General features: G+C 60.3%; 17 protein-coding genes. 8 read left to right on the top strand and 9 right to left on the bottom strand.

The features are described from left to right. Positions 1 to 68 precede the first annotated feature (68 nt). Complete coding sequence (locus AACS18_RS14740; RefSeq protein WP_108612562.1) at positions 69 to 692, top strand: helix-turn-helix transcriptional regulator; 624 nt, start codon at positions 69 to 71, stop codon at positions 690 to 692. Between the two features lie 311 nt (positions 693 to 1,003). Then, positions 1,004 to 1,480 carry an Lrp/AsnC family transcriptional regulator gene (locus tag AACS18_RS14735; protein WP_005304871.1) on the top strand — a complete coding sequence of 159 codons (477 nt, stop codon included), beginning with the start codon at positions 1,004 to 1,006 and terminating at the stop codon, positions 1,478 to 1,480. A gap of 136 nt (positions 1,481 to 1,616) precedes the next feature. Here the strand turns inward: AACS18_RS14735 and AACS18_RS14730 are convergent, their stop codons facing one another. Then, on the bottom strand, positions 1,617 to 1,934 hold the full coding sequence (locus AACS18_RS14730) for a hypothetical protein (RefSeq protein WP_005335716.1): 318 nt from the start codon (positions 1,932 to 1,934) through the stop codon (positions 1,617 to 1,619). A 145-nt stretch (positions 1,935 to 2,079) separates the two neighbouring features. Further along, positions 2,080 to 2,307: a hypothetical protein gene (locus AACS18_RS14725; RefSeq protein WP_005335715.1), complete on the bottom strand. Its 228-nt coding sequence runs from the start codon at positions 2,305 to 2,307 to the stop codon at positions 2,080 to 2,082. A 206-nt stretch (positions 2,308 to 2,513) separates the two neighbouring features. Between AACS18_RS14725 and AACS18_RS14720 the strand changes: the two genes are divergently transcribed. Together AACS18_RS14720 and chrA are read left to right on the top strand one after the other, a co-directional pair. Then, a complete protein-coding gene (locus AACS18_RS14720; RefSeq protein ID WP_108612561.1) occupies positions 2,514 to 2,960 on the top strand; it encodes a nucleotide triphosphate diphosphatase NUDT15 in 447 nt (148 codons plus the stop codon). Between the two features lie 75 nt (positions 2,961 to 3,035). After that, positions 3,036 to 4,187 (top strand): chromate efflux transporter, encoded by a 1,152-nt coding sequence (gene chrA / locus AACS18_RS14715; RefSeq protein WP_108612560.1) that lies wholly within the window; start codon positions 3,036 to 3,038, stop codon positions 4,185 to 4,187. Positions 4,188 to 4,260: 73 nt separating this feature from the next. On the opposite strand, the gene msrB is transcribed toward chrA, so the two are convergent. From msrB to malQ, 4 genes are all read right to left on the bottom strand, one after another. Next, entirely contained in the window at positions 4,261 to 4,647 is a 387-nt protein-coding gene (gene msrB, locus AACS18_RS14710; RefSeq protein ID WP_005354730.1) for a peptide-methionine (R)-S-oxide reductase MsrB, read from the bottom strand. 68 nt (positions 4,648 to 4,715) lie between these two features. Continuing rightward, positions 4,716 to 6,872 carry a glycogen debranching protein GlgX gene (gene glgX / locus AACS18_RS14705; RefSeq protein WP_108612559.1) on the bottom strand — a complete coding sequence of 719 codons (2,157 nt, stop codon included), beginning with the start codon at positions 6,870 to 6,872 and terminating at the stop codon, positions 4,716 to 4,718. Next, positions 6,872 to 9,049, bottom strand: coding sequence for a 1,4-alpha-glucan branching protein GlgB (gene glgB, locus AACS18_RS14700; protein WP_108612558.1), 2,178 nt, complete (start codon positions 9,047 to 9,049; stop codon positions 6,872 to 6,874). The genes glgX and glgB overlap by 1 nt, the downstream gene beginning before the upstream one ends. A gap of 82 nt (positions 9,050 to 9,131) precedes the next feature. Next, on the bottom strand, positions 9,132 to 11,321 hold the full coding sequence (malQ, locus tag AACS18_RS14695; protein ID WP_181363288.1) for a 4-alpha-glucanotransferase: 2,190 nt from the start codon (positions 11,319 to 11,321) through the stop codon (positions 9,132 to 9,134). A gap of 350 nt (positions 11,322 to 11,671) precedes the next feature. On the opposite strand from malQ, the gene gap reads away from it, so the two are divergent. Beyond that, positions 11,672 to 12,667, top strand: a complete 996-nt coding sequence (gene gap / locus AACS18_RS14690) for a type I glyceraldehyde-3-phosphate dehydrogenase (RefSeq protein ID WP_005335708.1) — start codon at positions 11,672 to 11,674, stop codon at positions 12,665 to 12,667. An 86-nt stretch (positions 12,668 to 12,753) separates the two neighbouring features. Further along, a complete protein-coding gene (locus tag AACS18_RS14685; protein WP_108612556.1) occupies positions 12,754 to 13,620 on the top strand; it encodes a D-hexose-6-phosphate mutarotase in 867 nt (288 codons plus the stop codon). A gap of 70 nt (positions 13,621 to 13,690) precedes the next feature. Here the strand turns inward: AACS18_RS14685 and nadA are convergent, their stop codons facing one another. Beyond that, positions 13,691 to 14,764, bottom strand: coding sequence for a quinolinate synthase NadA (gene nadA, locus AACS18_RS14680; protein ID WP_005335706.1), 1,074 nt, complete (start codon positions 14,762 to 14,764; stop codon positions 13,691 to 13,693). A 140-nt stretch (positions 14,765 to 14,904) separates the two neighbouring features. Between nadA and AACS18_RS14675 the strand changes: the two genes are divergently transcribed. Beyond that, positions 14,905 to 17,010 carry a methyl-accepting chemotaxis protein gene (locus tag AACS18_RS14675; RefSeq protein WP_108612555.1) on the top strand — a complete coding sequence of 702 codons (2,106 nt, stop codon included), beginning with the start codon at positions 14,905 to 14,907 and terminating at the stop codon, positions 17,008 to 17,010. Between the two features lie 69 nt (positions 17,011 to 17,079). Here the strand turns inward: AACS18_RS14675 and AACS18_RS14670 are convergent, their stop codons facing one another. Both AACS18_RS14670 and AACS18_RS14665 read right to left on the bottom strand, forming a co-directional pair. Then, a complete protein-coding gene (locus tag AACS18_RS14670) occupies positions 17,080 to 17,535 on the bottom strand; it encodes an NfeD family protein (protein ID WP_108612554.1) in 456 nt (151 codons plus the stop codon). Next, complete coding sequence (locus AACS18_RS14665; protein ID WP_108612553.1) at positions 17,532 to 18,455, bottom strand: SPFH domain-containing protein; 924 nt, start codon at positions 18,453 to 18,455, stop codon at positions 17,532 to 17,534. Before AACS18_RS14665 ends, AACS18_RS14670 begins: the two co-directional genes overlap by 4 nt. A gap of 197 nt (positions 18,456 to 18,652) precedes the next feature. Between AACS18_RS14665 and AACS18_RS23520 the strand changes: the two genes are divergently transcribed. Further along, positions 18,653 to 18,956, top strand: a 304-nt coding sequence (locus AACS18_RS23520) for a precorrin-2 dehydrogenase/sirohydrochlorin ferrochelatase family protein (RefSeq protein WP_258228718.1), incomplete at its 3' end; no start/stop codon positions are given.

The raw sequence follows: 18,956 nt of genomic DNA, 5'->3' as shown, positions 1-18,956 counted from the left end.
TGGTTGATAACTGGCATTAAGTAAAGTGAATTGTTGATTTAATAAAGGGGGCTCCCCATAATGGGGTCATGAACGCAAGCACCGACAAGATCCTGTTTCTGCTCAAGAGCCATGGCCCGCAGAGCGCCGCCGCGCTGGGGGAGCAGTTGCAGATGACCTCCATGGGCGCCCGCCAGCACCTGCTCACGCTGGAGCAGGAGGGGTGGGTCACATTCAGCGACGAGGCCCGCGGGCGCGGTCGTCCCATGCGGCTGTGGCAGCTCACCGAGCAGGCCTGGCAGCGCTTCCCCGATAGCCATAGCGACCTGACCGTGCAACTGATCGACAACGTGCGCGAGCTGTTTGGCGAGGAGGGGATGGAACGGCTGATCCAGCAGCGGGAGCAGCAGATGCTTGCTCGCTATCAGGAGGCACTGGGGTCCCATGGCCTCTCTGGCCGGCTAGCGGCGCTCAAGGAGCTGCGCACTCGCGAGGGCTACATGGCGGAGATCCGCCGCGAAGAGGATGGCAGCTGGCTGCTGTGGGAGAGCCACTGTCCCATCTGTGCGGCAGCGCGCACCTGCCGCGGTTTTTGTCGCAGCGAACTGGCGCTGTTTCGCCAGCTGCTGGCGCCGGCGACGGTGGAGCGGGAGCAATATCTGCTGGAGGGGGCGCATCGCTGCCTCTATCGCATCACGCCGCCCTCGCTCTGATTTCGTCAAACACCCAAAAACAACAAAGCAGGCGCCGGGATGCCTGCTTTGTTGCCTTCGGGGAGGGGGTTCTCTCGTTCCAGCCCGTCGTTTCCCGATAAGGTAAGACGGCTGATGGGGCTCTTGACCCGGTAAGGTCCTTCACCGCAGAGACCCGGTCAGGTATCTGCTTTGCCACCGGAAGATGTAACCATAGTATCCCTCCCGTGCCGGTGAGTGGTTGCAAAGTAACCACTTATTTCGGTTGTTTTTGCAATAGTTCACCCTTAATCTAGGAAAAGTGGATTAGTCATTGCAACGAGGAAGGGTAAATGCTGAAACTTGATCGCATAGACAGACATATTCTCGAGCTGATGCAGGAGAATGGCCGCATCAGCAATCTGGAACTGGCCGAGCTGGTGGGGCTCTCCCCGTCCCCCTGCTCCCGCCGGGTCAAGGCGCTGGAGGATGCCGGCCTCATCGACACCCACGTTACTCTGCTCAACGCCCGCCAGCTTGGCCTCACCCTCACCGCCTACATTCACATTTCCATGGACAGACACACGCCCGAGCGGTTCGAGAATTTCGATCGCGCCATCAGCGAACTGCCCGAAGTGCTGGAGTGTGATCTCATCACCGGCAACGATGCCGACTACCAGCTCAAGGTGGTGGTGCGCGACATGGAGCACTACCAGCACTTCCTGCTGGACAAGCTGACCCATATTCCGGGGGTGACCGGGGTGCGCTCCAGCTTCGTGCTGCGCCGCATCAAGCACAAGACGGCGCTGCCGCTCAACCATCTGGGTTGAGCCCGCGCAAGCCGCTTATCGAAACAGAAAGAGGAGGCCAGTGGCCTCCTCTTTTGCTATTCGCTCTTGGTTATTCGGTAGTGGTTATCGGGTCTGGATTAGCTGTCGCGGTGACGGGGAATGGCGACTGCCGTGGTCAGACGCAGACCTGGCTGATGTCTTCCACCTGCAGCAGCCAGCCGCTCTGCTCCTGCTGCGGTTCGCCGCTGACTCGCAGCCGCTCGCCGGTCGGCACCCACTGCCCCTCGGGCAGGGAGACCAGCAGGCTCTCGCTGCCGTTGTCGAACAACCAGCGATCTTCGCCAAGCGATTCAATCAGATAACCTTCCATCTCCACTCTGGACTCGGCTTGCCAGGATGGCGCAACGGAATCACGGCTCTCGATGAAATCCCCCTGAACACCAAAACTGGCTAGCCCCCACAGAATGGAGAGCCCGACGATGGATGTTTGCATCTTGTCTCTCCTCTTTTGGAACTGTAGGGCCAGTATGGGAACAGAAAACTGAGCGCACCATGAACAAGATGGCAAAGTGCTGGCGAGATCGCGAAAAAATCCGGCCAATTGGCCGGCAGTGTCATTTTATGGTGCCTGGATCACACTATTTGGCGGCTTCTTCTGCCATCCGTTCAGCTCTTGGCTTATTCGTCCACATGGCTACCCCGCGATGATCCCCACAGATCCCCTCTGCCACCACGGCGCGAACCCGGGTGCCATCTTTGCAAATGGCCTGCCAGGCGTCGGCATCATCGATGGCGAGCGAGTTGGGGGGCGGCGTGGTTTGGCAAGCCGTGAGCAGCAGAGCGCACAGGGGGAGCAATTTTTTCATGGCGGACTCCTCGGGGTGATGGGGGACTGAGAGGATTGGGATGACCTCTCCATCCGGGCTTCACTCCCCAGCATCAGTGATAACCGGTTAAGGGGCAAGGGGAGGGGCTACCGACAGGCGCAGGTGCCGTGCAGCCGGGGCTTGCCCTGTGCCCTCCTTGGGCCTAAGGTGGGGCCGTTTTATTGCCTGATTGAAGGAGCGTTTTCATGTCCACTCTCTATCCCCGCGTCGGGGTCGGCGTCATCCTGACCAACGCCCAAGGCCAGGTGCTGTTTGGCAAACGCAAAGGGAGCCATGCCCCCTACTGGTCGATCCCGGGTGGTCATCTGGAGTTGGGGGAGAGCTTCGAGTCGGCGGCGATCCGCGAGGTGGCCGAGGAGACCGGACTTGAGATCCACGGGCCCGAGGTGGTGGCGGTGACCAACAATCTGGAGACCTGGCGCGAGAGCGGGCTGCACTATATCTCGGTGACGTTGCACGCCCGGGCCGATGGTGAGCCGCAGCTGCTGGAGCCGGAGAAGTGCGAAGGCTGGGTCTGGTGCGATCCGCGCGAGTTGCCCGAGCCCCACTTCGATGCCAGCCGCCAATCCATCGCCTGCTGGCTGGCGGGACGCTGCTATCTGCCGGGTGATGCGCCAATGGTGTCGGCCTAATCAGTCTGATTGTCATAAAACGATCATCGCGCTGTCATAATATCCCCTCTCCATCGGGAGGAGAGGGAGGAGAGCGTGGGACAGGTATTTATTCAGTTTTTATGGCTGGGATGCATCAGTTTTGGTGGTCCGGCCGCTCATATCGGTTATTTCCAGCGCGCCTTCGTCCAGCGGCTCGGCTGGCTGACACAGGCCGAATTTGCCCGCCTGCTGGCTCTGTGCCAACTGCTGCCGGGGCCCGCCTCCAGCCAGCTTGGTTTCGCCATCGGTCGTCATCGCGCCGGTCTGGGCGGGGCGCTCTCTGCTTTTGTCGGCTTTACGCTGCCCTCATTTCTTCTGCTACTGGCGGCCGCGATCGGCATCGGCCAGCTGGGCAGCAATCTGTGGCTCGATGCGGCGCTGCATGGCCTCAAGCTGCTGGCGCTCATCGTGGTGGCCGATGCGGTGCTCACCATGAGTCGTCAGTTCTGTGCCACGGGAATGACCCAAGGGATCATGGTGGTGACCGCTGCTGCACTCTGGTGGCAGCCCGGTCTGCTGACTCAACTGTTGATGCTGGCGGGAGCTGCGCTGATCTGCACCCGCAGCCAGAGCGGGGCGGGTAGTGTGCCAGCCTCCGCCGAGCTGCCTTCTGCCGCCAGCAGTCAGCCTCATTGGCCAACCCTGCTGCTGTTTGGCATCCTTTTTATCGGCCTGCCGCTGCTCGGTAGCCCGATTGGCCAGCTGGTTGCTGACTTCTATCGCGCCGGTAGTCTGGTGTTTGGCGGTGGCCATGTGGTGCTGCCGCTACTGCAAGAGAGCGTGGGACACACTCTCAACGAGCAGCAGTTTCTGACCGGTTACAGCCTGGCCCAGTTGGTGCCGGGCCCCATGTTTACCCTTGCCACCTATCTTGGCGCCCAGCTGCAGCCCGAGATGCCGCTGATCGGGGCCCTGTTGGCGACCCTGGCGCTCTTTGCACCCGGCTTTCTGCTGCTCTGGGCGGTGGGCCCCTGCTGGCAACAGTGGCTGGCCCAGCCCCGTCTGGCGGGGGCCGTCACCGGAATCAACGCCGCCGTGGTGGGCTTGCTGCTGGCGGCCCTCTATCAGCCGGTGTGGCAGAGCGCGGTGCTGGCGCCGACCGATCTGGCGCTGGCGGCCATCGGCTTTTATCTGCTGCGGGTGTTGAAGTTGCCGGTGCCGGCCATCGCGGCCCTGTTGGTGATGGCAGCTATCCTGCTGGCGTGAAGCCGGTGAAATCCCGATAAAAAACGGCGCCTCCGTGATGGAGGCGCCGTTTTTATTGCAATGGGTCAGCCGCTTAAGCGTCGGGATCGAAATCCAGACTCAGGCTGTTGACGCAGTAGCGCTGGCCTGTCTCGGTCGGTCCGTCGGGGAAGACGTGACCGAGGTGAGAGCCGCACTGGCGGCAGGTGATCTCCACTCGCTTCATGCCGTGGCTGTTGTCCTCGGTGTACTCCACCGTCCCCTCGATGGCCTTGTCGAACGAGGGCCAGCCGCAGCCGGAATCAAACTTGGCTCCTGAGTGAAACAGCACGCTCTTGCAGCAGACACAGAGGTAGTCGCCGCTCTTGCGATTGTGGAGCAGGGCACCGCTGTAGGGGCGCTCGGTGCCCTTCTCCCAGCAGACGTGAAACTGCTCGGGGGTCAGTTTGCTACGCCACTGTTCCGGATTGTTACTGCTCATACCGACTCCTTGCCATCCATACCGGAGCCCAGCATAACGGCTCCGTAAAGCTGACTCCAGCATGCCTCTTATGCTTTGCCAGTATCTGTGATCGAGGTGGCAACCATCTCCTCACCGGATGCAGGGAGAATTTCCTGCTGCGGTGGCTGGGCATCCTCCGCCGTGCTGGCCAGCGCCACCCGCTCCAGCAGTTTGAGGGAGTGGGCCCGGCCGACCGCTACCTGCCGTTTGATGTCATCGGGCAGGAAGGGGAGGCCATCGTTGGTGGCGGTGTCGATGGTCTGGATCCACTCCAGCCCTTCCCCCGGCGGTGGCAGGCGGAACTGGATGTCATAATCGCTGGCGTTGAACAGTACGTACCAGCGCTCGCCGACACAGTTGATCATGCCGATATCCATGGCGAACGCCTGCCCCATGGGGGCGTGCCAATCCTGATCGGTGAGCTGGTGGCCGTCCGGGTGATACCAGTTGACCTGATGGCAGCTGGATGGGGTGCCATTCCAGCTGTCGTCGCTCAGTTGCAGGTTGGAGAAGACGCTGGACTCCGCCCGCAGCGCCATCATCTGCTGGGTGAAGGCGAACAGCCGCTCGTCTTCTGGCCGCCACTGCCAGTTGACCCAGCTGATCTGGTTGTCCTGGCAGTAGGCGTTGTTGTTGCCAAGCTGGCTGCGGCCCATCTCGTCCCCGGCGAGGAAGTGGGGAGTACCTTGGGAGAGCAGCAGGGTGGCAATCAGATTGCGCTTCTGCTGCTGGCGCAGGCTGTTGACCCGAGGATCCAGAGTCGGCCCCTCCACCCCGTGGTTATAGGAGAGGTTGTTGCCGTGGCCATCGCGATTGTCCTCACCGTTGGCCTGATTGTGGCGCTGGTTGTAGGAGACCAGATCCTCCAGGGTGAAACCGTCGTGATAGCAGAGGTAGTTGACGCTGGTGTGGGGGGAGCGCCAGTTCTTCGGGAAGATATCCCGCGACCCCACCAAGCGGGTGGCAAAGTCCCCCATCTTGCCCGCATCACCGCGCCAGAAGGCGCGCACAGTATCGCGATAGCGGTCATTGATCTCCTGCCACTGGCTCGGGAACTGACCCAGCCGGTAGCCGAAGGGGCCGATATCCCAGGGTTCGGCGATGAGCTTGACCTGTGACAGCATAGGGTCGGCCATCACGGCCTTGAAGAAGGCGCCCATGGGCTCGAACTCTCCTGCTTCCCGCGCCAGCGTCACCGCCAGATCGAAACGGAAGCCGTCCACCTGCATCTCGGTGACCCAGTAACGCAGGGCATCGAGCACCAGCCGCAGGGTGTTGGGGTGATCCAGATTGACGCTGTTGCCACAGCCGGTCACGTTGGCGTGACGGGTGTAGTCCGGGCCGTGGGGACCCGCTTCGAAGGCGTAGTAACCGGCGTTGTCAAAGCCCTTGAACGAGAGGGTGGGGCCGTCGAAGCCAGAGGCGGCAGTGTGGTTGTAGACCACATCCAGGATCACCTCGAGCCCGGCCCGGTGCAGCTCGCGCACCATGGTCTTGAACTCGGTCACCGCCTCGTCTGCTCGGGTGCTGTAACGCGGCTCCGGGGCGAAGAAGGCAATGGGGTTGTAGCCCCAGTAGTTGGTGAGTCCCAGCTGCTCAAGTCGCGGTTCCGACATGAAGGCGGCCACCGGCATCAGCTGCACCGAGGTGATGCCGAGACTCTTCATATGCTCGATAACCAGCGGGTGACAGATGCCAAGGTAGGTGCCCTGCAGCGCTTTGGGGATCCCCGGATGCTGCTTGGTAAAGCCCTTGACGTGGGTCTCGTAGATAATGGTGCGGGCCGGGCTGATCCCGGGTTTGCCAACCCCTTGCCAGTCAAAGCTGTCATTCACTACCACCGACTTGGCAATCATCCCGGCACTGTCCCCCTGATAGAGGGCTTCATCCCAATAGGTGGGACGACTGAGCGCCCTGGCGTAGGGGTCAATCAGCAGTTTTTGCGGATCGAACAGCATCCCCTCCTGCGGAGTACCATAGACCCGATAGCCGTAGCGCTGACCGGCCTGTACGCCGCGCACGTAGCCAAAGCGATACTGGCCACGGCGGCCGGGCAACTCCAGCCGCATCAGCTCCTGCTCCTGCTCGTCGTACAGGCAGATCTCCACCTTGTCCGACTGGGGGGCCCAGACGCAGAAGTGGCAACCGTTCTCGTCAAGGCGGGCCCCCAGCGGGTAGCCCACCCCTTTTTCCATTACAAGCATCAAGACTCCTGTTTGATAAACAAGGTCGCCAGCGGCGGCAGATCCAGCACTATGCTGTGTGCCATCCCCTGCCAGGGGGTCGGCTCGGCAGCGAACACCAGACCTACATCATAGTTACTGCCCCAGTAATACTCGCTGTCGGTGTTGAGCACCACCCGATAGTAGCCCGCCGCAGGAACGCCGATCCGATATTCGATACGGGGCACCGGGGTGAAGTTGCAAGCCACCACAATAGCCTGCTTGCCCTCTTTGTCCGCCCGCAGCCAGGCAAAGATGCTGTTGTCGGCATCGTTGTGATCCAGCCAGCGGAAGCCGGTCTGCTCATAATCGGCCTGATACAAGGCAGGCTCATGACGGTAGAGGTAGTTGAGATCGTGGATCAGCCGCTGCTGACCGGCATGCTTGGGATATTGCAGCAGATGCCACGGCAGTTGGGCATCGTGGTTCCACTCGTTGCTCTGGGCGATCTCGGTGCCCATGAAGTTGAGCTTCTTGCCCGGGTGGGCGTACATGAAGCCCATGTAGGCGCGCAGGTTGGCGGCTTGCTGCCACTCGTCGCCCGGCATCTTGTAGAGCATGGAGTGCTTGCCGTGCACCACCTCGTCGTGGGAGAGCGACAGGATGAAGTTCTCGTCATAGTGGTAAACCATGGAGAAGGTCATGTCGTTGTGGTGGTAGCGACGGTGGATCGGTTCTTTCTGCATATAGGTGAGGGTGTCGTGCATCCAGCCCATATTCCACTTGAAGCCAAAGCCGAGGCCGCCGAGGAAGGTGGGGCGGGAGACACCGGCAAAGGCGGTGGACTCTTCGGCGATGGTCATGGCGTGGGGGTACTTGCCGTAGACCTCCTCGTTGGTCCACTTGAGCAGGCTGATCGCTTCGTAGTTGTGGTTGCCGCCATCGACGTTCGGTACCCACTCACCGGCGTTGCGGGAGTAGTCCAGATAGAGCATGGAGGCAACCGCATCCACCCGCAGTCCGTCGATGTGGAACTTGTCGAGCCAGAACAGGGCGCTCGCCACCAGGAACTGGCGCACTGTGTCGCGGCCAAAGTCGTAGATGTAGGAGTTCCAGTCCGGGTGCCAGCCACGGCGCGGATCTTCATATTCGTAGAGCGGGGTGCCGTCGAAACGGGCCAGTCCGTGGGCATCGGACGGGAAGTGGGCGGGCACCCAGTCCAGAATGATGCCGATCCCGGCCTGGTGGCACTGGTCGACGAAGTATTTGAAATCATCGGCGGTGCCGTAGCGGCTGGTGGGGGAGAACATGCCCACCGGCTGGTAGCCCCAGGAGCCGCTGAAGGGGTGCTCGGAGACCGGCAGCAGCTCGATGTGGGTGTACTCCATCTCCTTGACGTAGGCGACCAGCTCCACTGCCAGCTCGCGCCAGCTCAGGCTGTCGCCATTGGGGTGGCGTTTCCAGGAGCCGACATGGAGCTCATAGATGGAGAGGGGTTGCTCACGCTTGTCGTTGTGCTGGCTGGCAATCCACTCGGCATCCTGCCACTGATACTGGGCGTGGTCATAGACCACGGAGGCGAACGACGGATACTGCTCGCAGTAAAAGCCGACCGGATCGCTCTTGTGGGGCAGCCGGTTGCCCATGGGGTCCTTGAGCTCGAACTTGTAGCGATCCCCGGCCTTGAGGCCCGGCACAAACAGCACCCAGTGACCGCAGAGGCTGCGCTGCATCGGATGGCGGCGGCCATCCCAGAAGTTGAAATCGCCGATGAGGCTCACGGCGGTGGCGCTCGGCGCATAGACCGCAAAACGCACCCCTTCCACCTGCTGGCCAAGATGCTCCACGGTGCGCAGCTGGGCGCCAAGGGTGTGGTAGAGGTTTTCCGGCTGGGCTGTCAGTTCGGCCAGGCCTGCCCAGGCGGCATCCTGAAACTGATAGGGGTCGATGACCTCGGTGGTGGCATCTTGGTAGCTGGCGATCAGCTGATAGGGGAAGGAGTTTTTGCGGCGGGTGAAAACAGTTTCAAAAAGACCCGATTCATCGGTGGGCGCCAGGGTGGCAACGACTTTGCCCGACTTGAGATCCTTGACGCGAACTTCGAGGGCATCAGGCAACCAGGCGGTCAGTTTGAGGCCGGGCCCATCCGGATTGGCCTGCAGGCCTAAGTGAGAGAAGGGATCGGAACAGCGGGCAGCAACCAAACGTTCAACGAGCATCGAGATTTCCTTTCATGACAGAGCATCCACTCCGGCCGAAGCCGGAGTGGATTTAGGTGAGAACGCTGTGAGAGACAGCGTCTCAACGACTGGCCTCATCACGGGCTTGGCTCATCTTGCCAGCCAGTGCCTTGAGTGCCTCATTGGCAAAAATATCTTCCAGATCAGCGGAGAGCTTGCGGCGCCAGTTGGGGTATTCGTAACTGGTGCCCGGTACGTTGACCGGCTTGTCCATCTCCAGCCAGTCTTCAAGCTGGGTACTGAACAGGGCGCAGCTGCCGCGGGACATGTGGATCTGCAGACCATGGTTGAGTTCGGTGTTCATGCCTACCCAGTTCACGTCATGACTGATGTTGTCAGAGATGACCTTGTGGGCATGCAGGCTATCGAGGATCCGCTGTTTGGCCTGGTGACGATCAGCATACAGAGTCTTCAATACATCTTCATCCGGATACAGACCCAGTTGACGGCCGAGTGCCAGATCGTCGCAATGCCAGAAGCCCTTGAGGGTCGGCATGTCGTGGGTGGTCAGGGCCGACATCGCCTGCTCGGTGTAGTGCGCCGGGGAGATAAAGCCGCCATCTTCCTTGGAGCGTTCGAAGAAGAACACCTTGTAGGAGTGAACGCCGTTCTCTTTCAGGGTCACGTCGATCCCCTCCGGCACGGTGCCCAGATCCTCGCCGATCAGCAGGCACTGATTGCGGTGGGATTCTAGGGCCAGAATGCCCAGCAGATCGTTGACCGGATAATAGATGTAGGCGCCCTTGGCGGCGGACGCTCCGGGTGGTACCCACCACAGGCGCAGCAAGGCCATCACGTGGTCGATGCGCAGTGCGCCGCAGGAGCGCATGTTGGCACGGAACAAGTCCACCATCGGCTGGTAGGCCGCTTCAAACAGCTTGTTCGGGTTCATCGGGGGCAGGCCCCAGTTCTGACCAAGCGGGCCGAGGATATCGGGCGGCGCACCGACCGAGGCTTTCGGGCAGTAGAGATCCTGGTTGGCCCAGATCTCGGTGGAGCCTTCGGAGACGCCCACCGCCAGATCCCGATAGATCCCCATCACCATGCCGGCAGCCTTGGCGCGGGCATCGGCTTGCGCCAGTTGTTCGTCAGCCAGGAACTGCAGATAGAGGTAGAAGTTGACATCTTGCGGGTGCTCGGCCATCCAGGCGGCAACGGCAGGGTTGTGGTAATCGCGCAGCTCCTGCGGCCATACCGGCCAGCCCCAGGCATTTTCGCCTTTGGCATAGAAGTGGGCCTGCAGGGCATCAAATGCTGCCTGCTGTTGCAGGCTGTCGCCACCGGCGGCCACGAAGGCATCAAAGGCGGCCTGACGCTCGACACTCTGGGTGGCTTCGTCGAACACCTGACGCAGCATGCCGAGTTTGGTCTGGATCACGCCGGTGTAATCGACGTTCTCTTTGGCGCGCAGATCGGCCAGATGTTGCTGGAAGGCAGGGCTTGCCACTTCCGCTTTCAGGCGATCGCTCTGCTGGAATTCGGGCACCGCTTCCACATTGATATAGGCCACGTTGAGCCAGCGACGGGAAGAGGGGCTGTAGGGACTGGCGCTCTCCGGATTAGCCGGATAGAGGGCGTGGATAGGGTTGAGGCCGACGAAGTGGGCACCCCAGGCGGCCGCTTTCTCGACCAGCTGGCCCAGATCGCTGAAATCACCGATACCCCAGTTGTGGCGGCTGCGCAGGCAGTAGAGCTGCACGCTCGGGCCCCATACCTTGCGGCCATCGGCAATCGGCGCCTGCTTGTAGCAGGCCTTGGGGGCAACGATGAGGCGCATGGTGGCCAGCGGCTCGTCATTGCCCTCTTCCAGCAGCACCAGCTGGTGATAACCCAGCTCCGGGGCCATCTCCAACGTGACGCGATAGGCCTGGCACTCCATCTCTTCAAATTCGGCCACGCCGACCAGCTCACCCTCGATGGGGGTGAATTGACCGGACAACACAGCACCCTGCTCCTGCTGGAGCTGCCAAGTGAGGGCGTCGTTGACGAATTCGATGGGGAGGCGAACCTCAAGGGTAACGGCGTCGCCGGTGCGAACCACCATCACAGGATCCAGCGCCCGCAGCCAGTGCTGGCGATGCTCCTCTTCCAGCTGCTGCACCAGTGCGGCCTCGTCATCGACGCGGTAGCCCATGGCGCCCAGCATGGCGGCCTTGCTCTCTTCTGATACCTGGGCCGGGTGGCCCCAGGCATCGACATACTCGCTGGCGATACCTTTTGCGGCAGCCAGCTGTTCAATCAGGGTGGTCATAGTTTGAGAATTCCCGCTGTGGATTCTATCTATACTATTTTTTTGTTTGATTTTTATGGAGTGGTACTTGAACAGTGGCTCTTTGGCCATGCTAAACCGCGCACATTTTTACATATCTCTGTGAATGGTTGTGTGACCGAGTAGGCACTATTGTTGATATCTGCGCGATGCCACGATCTGGCACTTTTTTCGTCAAAACGTGGTAATCAGTTACATAAACAGAAAATTAATTTCACAGTTTTTCATGATATAGCGCAATTTCAGACAGAATGTTGGTTGACTCACCGGAGAGTTCTAGTAAATTTACAAGCGGAATTTTCTTTGACTACTGAACAGTTAGGTAACTAAATATGACTATCAAAGTAGGTATTAACGGTTTTGGCCGTATCGGTCGTTTCGTATTCCGTCTGGCTTGCGAGCGTGCAGACATCGAAGTTGTTGGTATCAACGACCTGATCGATGTTGACTACATGGCTTACATGCTGAAGTACGATTCAACTCACGGTCGTTTCAACGGTACCGTTGAAGTTAAAGACGGCAACCTGGTTGTAAACGGCAAAACCGTACGTGTTACCGCTGAGCGTGACCCGGCCAACCTGAAGTGGGGCGAAATCGGTGTTGACGTTGTTGCTGAAGCTACCGGTCTGTTCCTGACCGACGAGACTGCTCGTAAGCACATCGCTGCTGGTGCCAAGAAAGTTGTTCTGACTGGCCCGTCCAAAGACGCTACCCCGATGTTCGTAATGGGTGTTAACGACTCTACCTACGCTGGCCAGGACATCGTTTCCAACGCTTCCTGCACCACCAACTGCCTGGCCCCGATCGCCAAGGTTCTGAACGATACCTTCGGTATCGAGTCTGGCCTGATGACCACCGTTCACGCTACCACTGCTACCCAGAAGACCGTTGATGGTCCGTCTGCCAAAGACTGGCGTGGTGGCCGCGGTGCGGCTCAGAACATCATCCCGTCCTCTACCGGTGCTGCCAAAGCTGTTGGCGTAGTTATCCCGGAACTGAAAGGCCTGCTGACCGGTATGGCTTTCCGTGTTCCGACTCCGGACGTGTCTGTTGTTGACCTGACCGTTAACCTGAAGAAAGCTGCCACCTACGCAGAAATCTGCGAAGCGATGAAAGCTGCTTCCGAAGGCGCTATGAAAGGCGTTCTGGGCTACACCGAAGACGAAGTTGTATCTACCGACTTCCTGGGTGAGCGTCAGACTTCTGTATTCGACGCCAAGGCTGGTATCCAGCTGAACGACAAATTCGTTAAAGTTGTATCCTGGTACGACAACGAAATGGGCTACTCCAGCAAAGTTCTGGACCTGATCGCTCACATCTCCAAGTAATTTGGGATGCGCAATCGCGTAGCTTGAAAAAGGCGGCCATGGGCCGCCTTTTTGTTTTTCGGTTTCCCCTGATGACAGGAGTCCACATGCAATCCATTCGTCCCCTGACCGCCAATTGCAAGCTTGCCAACAATGCCGCCGGTCTGCCGGTTCTCACCATCAACAACGACTATGCCAAGGCAGAAATCAGCCTGTTTGGCGCCCATGTGCTGAGCTATCAGCGTCATGGCGAGCCAGCCTCCATCTGGTTGAGTGACAAGGCGGTGCTGGATGGCAGCAAGCCTGTTCGCGGTGGTATCCCGATCTGCTGGCCCTGGTTTGGTCCGGCGCCCGCCCGCGTTGGTAGCGGCAAGCCCTCCCACGGTTTTGCCCGCACCACCCTCTGGATGCTGGACGGGGTCTCCGATCACGCCGATGGCACGCTCGTTCATCTCTCCCTGCGCGACAGCGACGCAACCCGCGCCCTGTGGGATCACCCCTTCGAGCTGGAGCTGGACGTGCTGGTTGGCAAAGAGCTCTCGCTGGTGCTGACCACTCGCAACACAGGAGCTCAGCCGCTGACTTATAGCGGTGCGCTGCACACCTATTTGCAGATCAGCGCACCAGAGGCGGTGAGCGTGAGCGGTCTGGGTGAGCCCTATGCCGACAAGCTGACCGGGCAGGATGCCAAGCAGCAGGGTGCATTGACCCTGAGTGGGCCGCTGGATCGGGTCTACTGGCAGCCAGAGGCGCTGGTGAGCGTGCAGGATGGTGAGCGCGAGACCCGGGTTGTCAGTGGCAACCACGACAGCGTGGTGGTCTGGACCCCCTGGCTGGAAGGGGCTACCGCCATGGCCGACATGAGTGACGATGGCTATCGCACCATGCTCTGCGTCGAAGCGGCCATCGCCGGTGAGGCGGGTGTGACCGTTGCGCCGGATGAAGAGCACAGCCTCTCCACCGTAATCATCTGAGTTGGATTAGGTTCAGATAAATAAAGAGGGCTCCCGCGGGAGCCCTCTTTGCATCTCGTGACGGCGGCAATCAGGCGTTGCCCTGAGTCTTGAGCTTGAGTTCGGCGGCGAAATTGAGCATCCGGTCGAGGGGGATCAAGGCTTTGACCCGCAGATCTTCGTCGACATGGATCTCGTGGCGCTCGGCACCATCGGTGAGGGCCTCCTTGATCGCCACCAGACCGTTCATCGCCATCCAGGGGCAGTGGGCGCAGCTGCGGCAGGTAGCACCATCGCCACCGGTCGGTGCTTCCACCATCTCTTTCTCCGGACAGGCCTGCTGCATCTTGTAGAAGATGCCCCGATCGGTCGCCACGATCAGCTTCTGCTGGGGCAGCTCCTTGGCTGCCTTGATCAGCTGACTGGTGGAGCCCACCGCATCGGCCAGCTCGATCACCGAGGCGGGGGATTCCGGATGAACCAGCACGGCGGCATCCGGATTCTGCTCTTTCAGCTCGCGCAGGGCGCGGGCCTTGAACTCGTCGTGGACGATGCAGTGGCCTTGCCAGCGCAGCATCTGCGCCCCGGTTTTCTTCTCGATATAGGCACCCAGATGGCGATCCGGGCCCCAGATGATTTTGTGACCCAGACTGTCGAGGTGTTCGACGATCTCCAGCGCAATGCTGGAGGTCACCACCCAGTCAGCCCGCGCTTTGACGGCGGCCGAGGTATTGGCGTAGACCACCACGGTATGGTCGGGATTGGCATCGCAGAAGGCGGAGAACTGTTCGATGGGACAGCCCAGATCGAGGGAGCATTCGGCCTCCAGAGTCGGCATCAGCACCCGCTTGTGGGGGCTCAGGATCTTGGAGGTTTCCCCCATAAAGCGCACCCCGGCGACGATCAGGGTTTGCGCCTCGTGATCGCGGCCAAAGCGGGCCATCTCCAGCGAGTCACCGACGAAACCGCCGGTGGCTTCGGCCAGCGCCTGGATCTCGGGATCCGTGTAGTAGTGGGCAACCAGTACCGCTTTGCGCTCCTTGAGCAGCGCCTTGATTTCTGTGGTCAAGGTCGTTCTCTGCTCGGCACTCAGGGGAAGAGGTTTGGCCGGAAAGGGGTAGTCCATTGCGACTACCGGCGGGACACTGCTCAGTGCATTGCTCATTGCGACTGTTCCATCAACGCTCGGGAAGGCAAAAATTATAACCAGAAGCCTGCCACAAACCCATCAACAAATCGGGTGAAGCGCAAGTGGGCGAATATACTCAAGTAATTCGTTGTTATTCTGCCATAAGGAGTTGTCGCATGAAGCAACGTTCCCTCAAGTTCAAGTTGTTGTGCCTTACCATGGGGCTGTTTCTGCTGACCGGGCTGGCCATGACCCTGCTGCAATCGGCCTCTTTCAGCTCCCTTCGCAACATGGTGATGACCCAGACCAGCGATGCACTGGAAGAGGAGGTCTCCCGCAGCCTGCAGTATCAGGCAGAGCGCTATGCCATCCAGATTGCCTCGCTGATGCAGAACTCCTATCAGATCCCCCTGACCGTGACCGCCCAGATTGAAGCCGGGATGGCCAAACCGGAACTGCGGTTGTCGCGGCCCCAAGTGGAGTTTCTGCTCGGCAGCAGCCTGCAGCAGGCGAGCGGGATCAGCTCCATTTATGCCCAGTTTGAACCGGATGGCTATGATGGCGAAGATGGCAACTGGCTGGGCGGGGCCAGCCACTCGGTGGCAGGAAAGGGGAGTCTGGAGGTCTATTTCACCAAGGATCAGGGAGGGGCCGTCGCTCAGCAAGCGGTGGACGCCGCCGCCAGCGAGGCCAAGTTTGATACCTCCCTCAACGAGTTCGGCATTCGCAACAGCGAGTGGTATCTCTGTGGTCGCGATACCTGCCAGCCCTGCCTGATGGAGCCCTACCTCTACGAAATCAGCCCGGGCAACAAGATGTTGATGACCAGTCTGACGGTGCCCGTGCTGCGTGACGGCAAGTTTGTCGGGCTGGCCGGGGTGGATATGAACCTGCCCATCTTCCAGCAACTGGCTGAAAACCTTGGCAAGAGCCTCTATGACAACAAGGCGGATGTGACCCTGGTCAGCAAGATGGGGCTGATTGTGGGCAGCAACCGCTATGCCGACAAGCTGGGCCGTCCACTCAAGGAGGTGGGCCTGACCCTGCCTGACGGTCAGCCGGTCAGCAGCGACAGTGACTTTATTCTTCATCAGCCCATCCGGGTTGAGGCAGCCAATACCCAGTGGTGGTTGATGATCAAGGTGCCCAAGGCGCTGGCGCTGAGCAAGGCGCACGCCATCAGCAATGAACTGGGCGCCCTGCTGGTGGATGGCCAGCGGCAGCAGATCATCGCCATGGGCGGGATTACCCTGTTGGTGCTGGGGCTGCTGGTCTGGTTTATCCAGACCATTACCGCGCCACTTTCTCTTATCAGCCGCCATGTGGGCCATCTCTCCAGCAATGAGGGGGACCTGACCCAGCAGATGGAGATCGACACCCATCAGGAGCTGATCGATCTGGGGTCCCAGCTCAATGCCTTCCTCGGCAAGCTGCGGGGCATGGTGCAAATGAGCAAGGGGATCGGCCAGCAGGTCTACCAGCAGGCGCGGGAGATGAAACATACCGCCGACACCATGCGCAACAGTCTGGACGAGCAGAATCTGGAGCTGGAGAGCGTGGTGAGCGCCATGCATCAGATGAGCACCACGGCAGTCAGCGTGGCGGGTTATGCCGAGCAGGCAGCGCAGGAGTCGGAAGCGGCGACCCACCACATCAATACCGCCCAGCAGACCCTCAGCAATGCTCGCAACGAGATCCATACTCTGGTCGGCGATATGCATGAGGCGGATAAAGCGGTGGCGCTGGTGGCACAGCGCAGCACCAATATCAGCCGGATCCTCGATGTGATCCGCGCCATTGCCGAGCAGACCAACCTGCTGGCCCTCAACGCCGCCATCGAAGCGGCGCGGGCGGGTGACATGGGCCGCGGCTTTGCCGTGGTGGCGGACGAGGTGCGGGCGCTGGCGACCAAGACCCGTGAATCGACCGACGAGATTGGCCAGCTGATTGGCAGCCTGCAGACCGAGGTGAGCAGCAGCCAGCGTCTGATGAATACCGGTATCGAGCGCTCCACTACCACGGTGCAGGGTACCGAGCAGGCGTTTGAGGCGCTCAATCGGGTGGTGGCCCAGATCCAGCAGATCCACGACCACATCAGTCAGGTAGCCACCGCCGCCGAGCAGCAGAGTGCGGTGAGCGATACCATCAACCAGAACCTGATGCGGATCGGCGATACCGCCAACGTGATCGGGCAGGAGGCCAGCTCCAGCCATCAACTGAGCGAAGCGCTGGAGCAAGCAGCCACGGCGCTGGCCAGTCAGCTCGATCGGTTGCGTACCTGAGTGGCCGCCAGAGAGACAAAAGCCCGCGAGCGATCGCGGGCTTTTTTATGACTCGATGGCAGAGTTGCGTCAGTTGCGGGGTTCAACCAGCAGGATGTGGGAGTCAGCCCCCACCACCGTGACCTTGCTGCCAGCTGGCAGCGACTCGTCGCAGCGCACCGTCCAGACCGTATCGTCCAGATGTACCCGGCTGGTGCCTTGGGCGACATCATCCAGCAGGGTCAGCTCGCGGCCCATATAGCTCTGCATCCGCTCGTTGATGGTGCTGGCTGCATCCTGACCCGAGTTGTCACGCTGGTGCTGCCAGCGCCACCAGGCCCAGGTGGTGAGCAGGGATTGCACCGCAAACAGCAGCAACTGCGCCTGCCAGCCAAAGGGCCAGATCAGCAGTAGTAGCCCCACTTCCAGCGCGGCGATGCCGGTCCAGAGCAAAAAGCCCACTGAGCCGAGCACCTCGATGGCCAGCAGAATGAAGCCGAGCCCCAGCCAATGCCAGTGGGTCAGCCCCTCTAACAGGGCTGTCATGACTTGCTGCCCTTGCAATCTTTGTTGAACAGCTCGGCCATACCAGCCACAGAGCCAATCAGGCTGCCTGCTTCCAGCGGCATCATGATGATCTTGCTGTTGGGGCCTTCACCGATGCGGGCCAGTGCCTCGGTGTACTTCTGAGCCACGAAGTAGTTGATGGCCTGCAGGTCTCCTTCCGCAATCGCCTGGGAAACCATGTGGGTCGCCTTGGCTTCCGCCTCGGCTGCCCGCTCCCGCGCTTCGGCGGCGAGGAAGGCGGCCTGACGCTCACCTTCGGCTTTCAGGATCTGGGACTGCTTCTCCCCTTCCGCTTTCAGGATTTTGGACTGGCGCACCCCTTCGGCCTCCAGTACCTCGGCCCGTTTCTGGCGCTCGGCCTTCATCTGGGCGTTCATCGCCTCGACCAGTGCCAGCGGCGGGCGCACATCTTTAATCTCGATGCGGGTCACCTTGATGCCCCAGGGGGCGGTGGCGGCATCCATGGTGCGCAGCAGCTTCTCGTTGATGGTGTCGCGCTGGGAGAGCATCTCGTCCAGCTCCATGGCGCCGAGCACAGTGCGCATATTGGTCATGGTGAGATTGCGGATGGCGCTGGTGAGATCGTTGACCTCGTAGCCCGCTTTGCGGGCATCCACCACCTGCACAAAGCTGATGGCGTCGATGGTGACGTTGGCGTTATCGCGGGAGATCACCTCTTGTGCCGGGATATCCAGCACCTGCTCCATCATGATGATCTTGTGGCCGACCCGATCCACATAGGGGATCAACAGGTTGAGGCCCGGGGTCAGGGTGCGGGTGTAGCGGCCGAAGCGCTCCACCGTCCAGTTGTAGCCCTGGGGCACGATCTTGATGCCCGCGCTCAGGGTGGCGAGCACCAGGAACACAAAAATCCCTAGCACAATCAATGATTCATTCATCATTTAGCTCCTTATGAAACACAGTCCCTAGCCTATGGTCTGGCGTCAGGTACCACAAGTGACTTCGTACGCCTTTGTCATGAATTGACTTTGTTAATTACTAAAACGCATTAAAAAGCATTTTTTATTATTTTGAGGGATAAGCTGCCCTGCCTATAGTCGCCCCATATTAGTCGTGTTCCGAGGGATGGGCCGAAATGGATTATTTACCTATGTTTGCCAAGTTGGAAGGCCGCCCGGTACTGCTGGTGGGCGGGGGCGAGGTTGCCCTGCGCAAGGCGCGCCTGCTGCTGGCAGCCGGTGCCCGGCTGACCTTGGTCTCCCCGGAGCTTGAACCGGAATTTGCGGAATTCACCGGTCGTTTCACCCATCTGGCCGAGCGCTTCACTCCGGCCCATCTGGCAGGCCAGATTTTGGTAGTGGCGGCGACCGACAACCTCGGAGTCAACGCACTGGTTTATCAGAGTGCCAACCAGCTGGGTCTGTTCGTCAACGTGGTGG

This window comes from Aeromonas sp. HMWF015 (genome assembly GCF_963878965.1).
GTDB lineage: Bacteria > Pseudomonadota > Gammaproteobacteria > Enterobacterales > Aeromonadaceae > Aeromonas > Aeromonas veronii.
The sequence above is the reverse complement of the archived record's forward strand: the minus strand, read 5'-3'. Positions and strand labels throughout refer to the sequence as shown.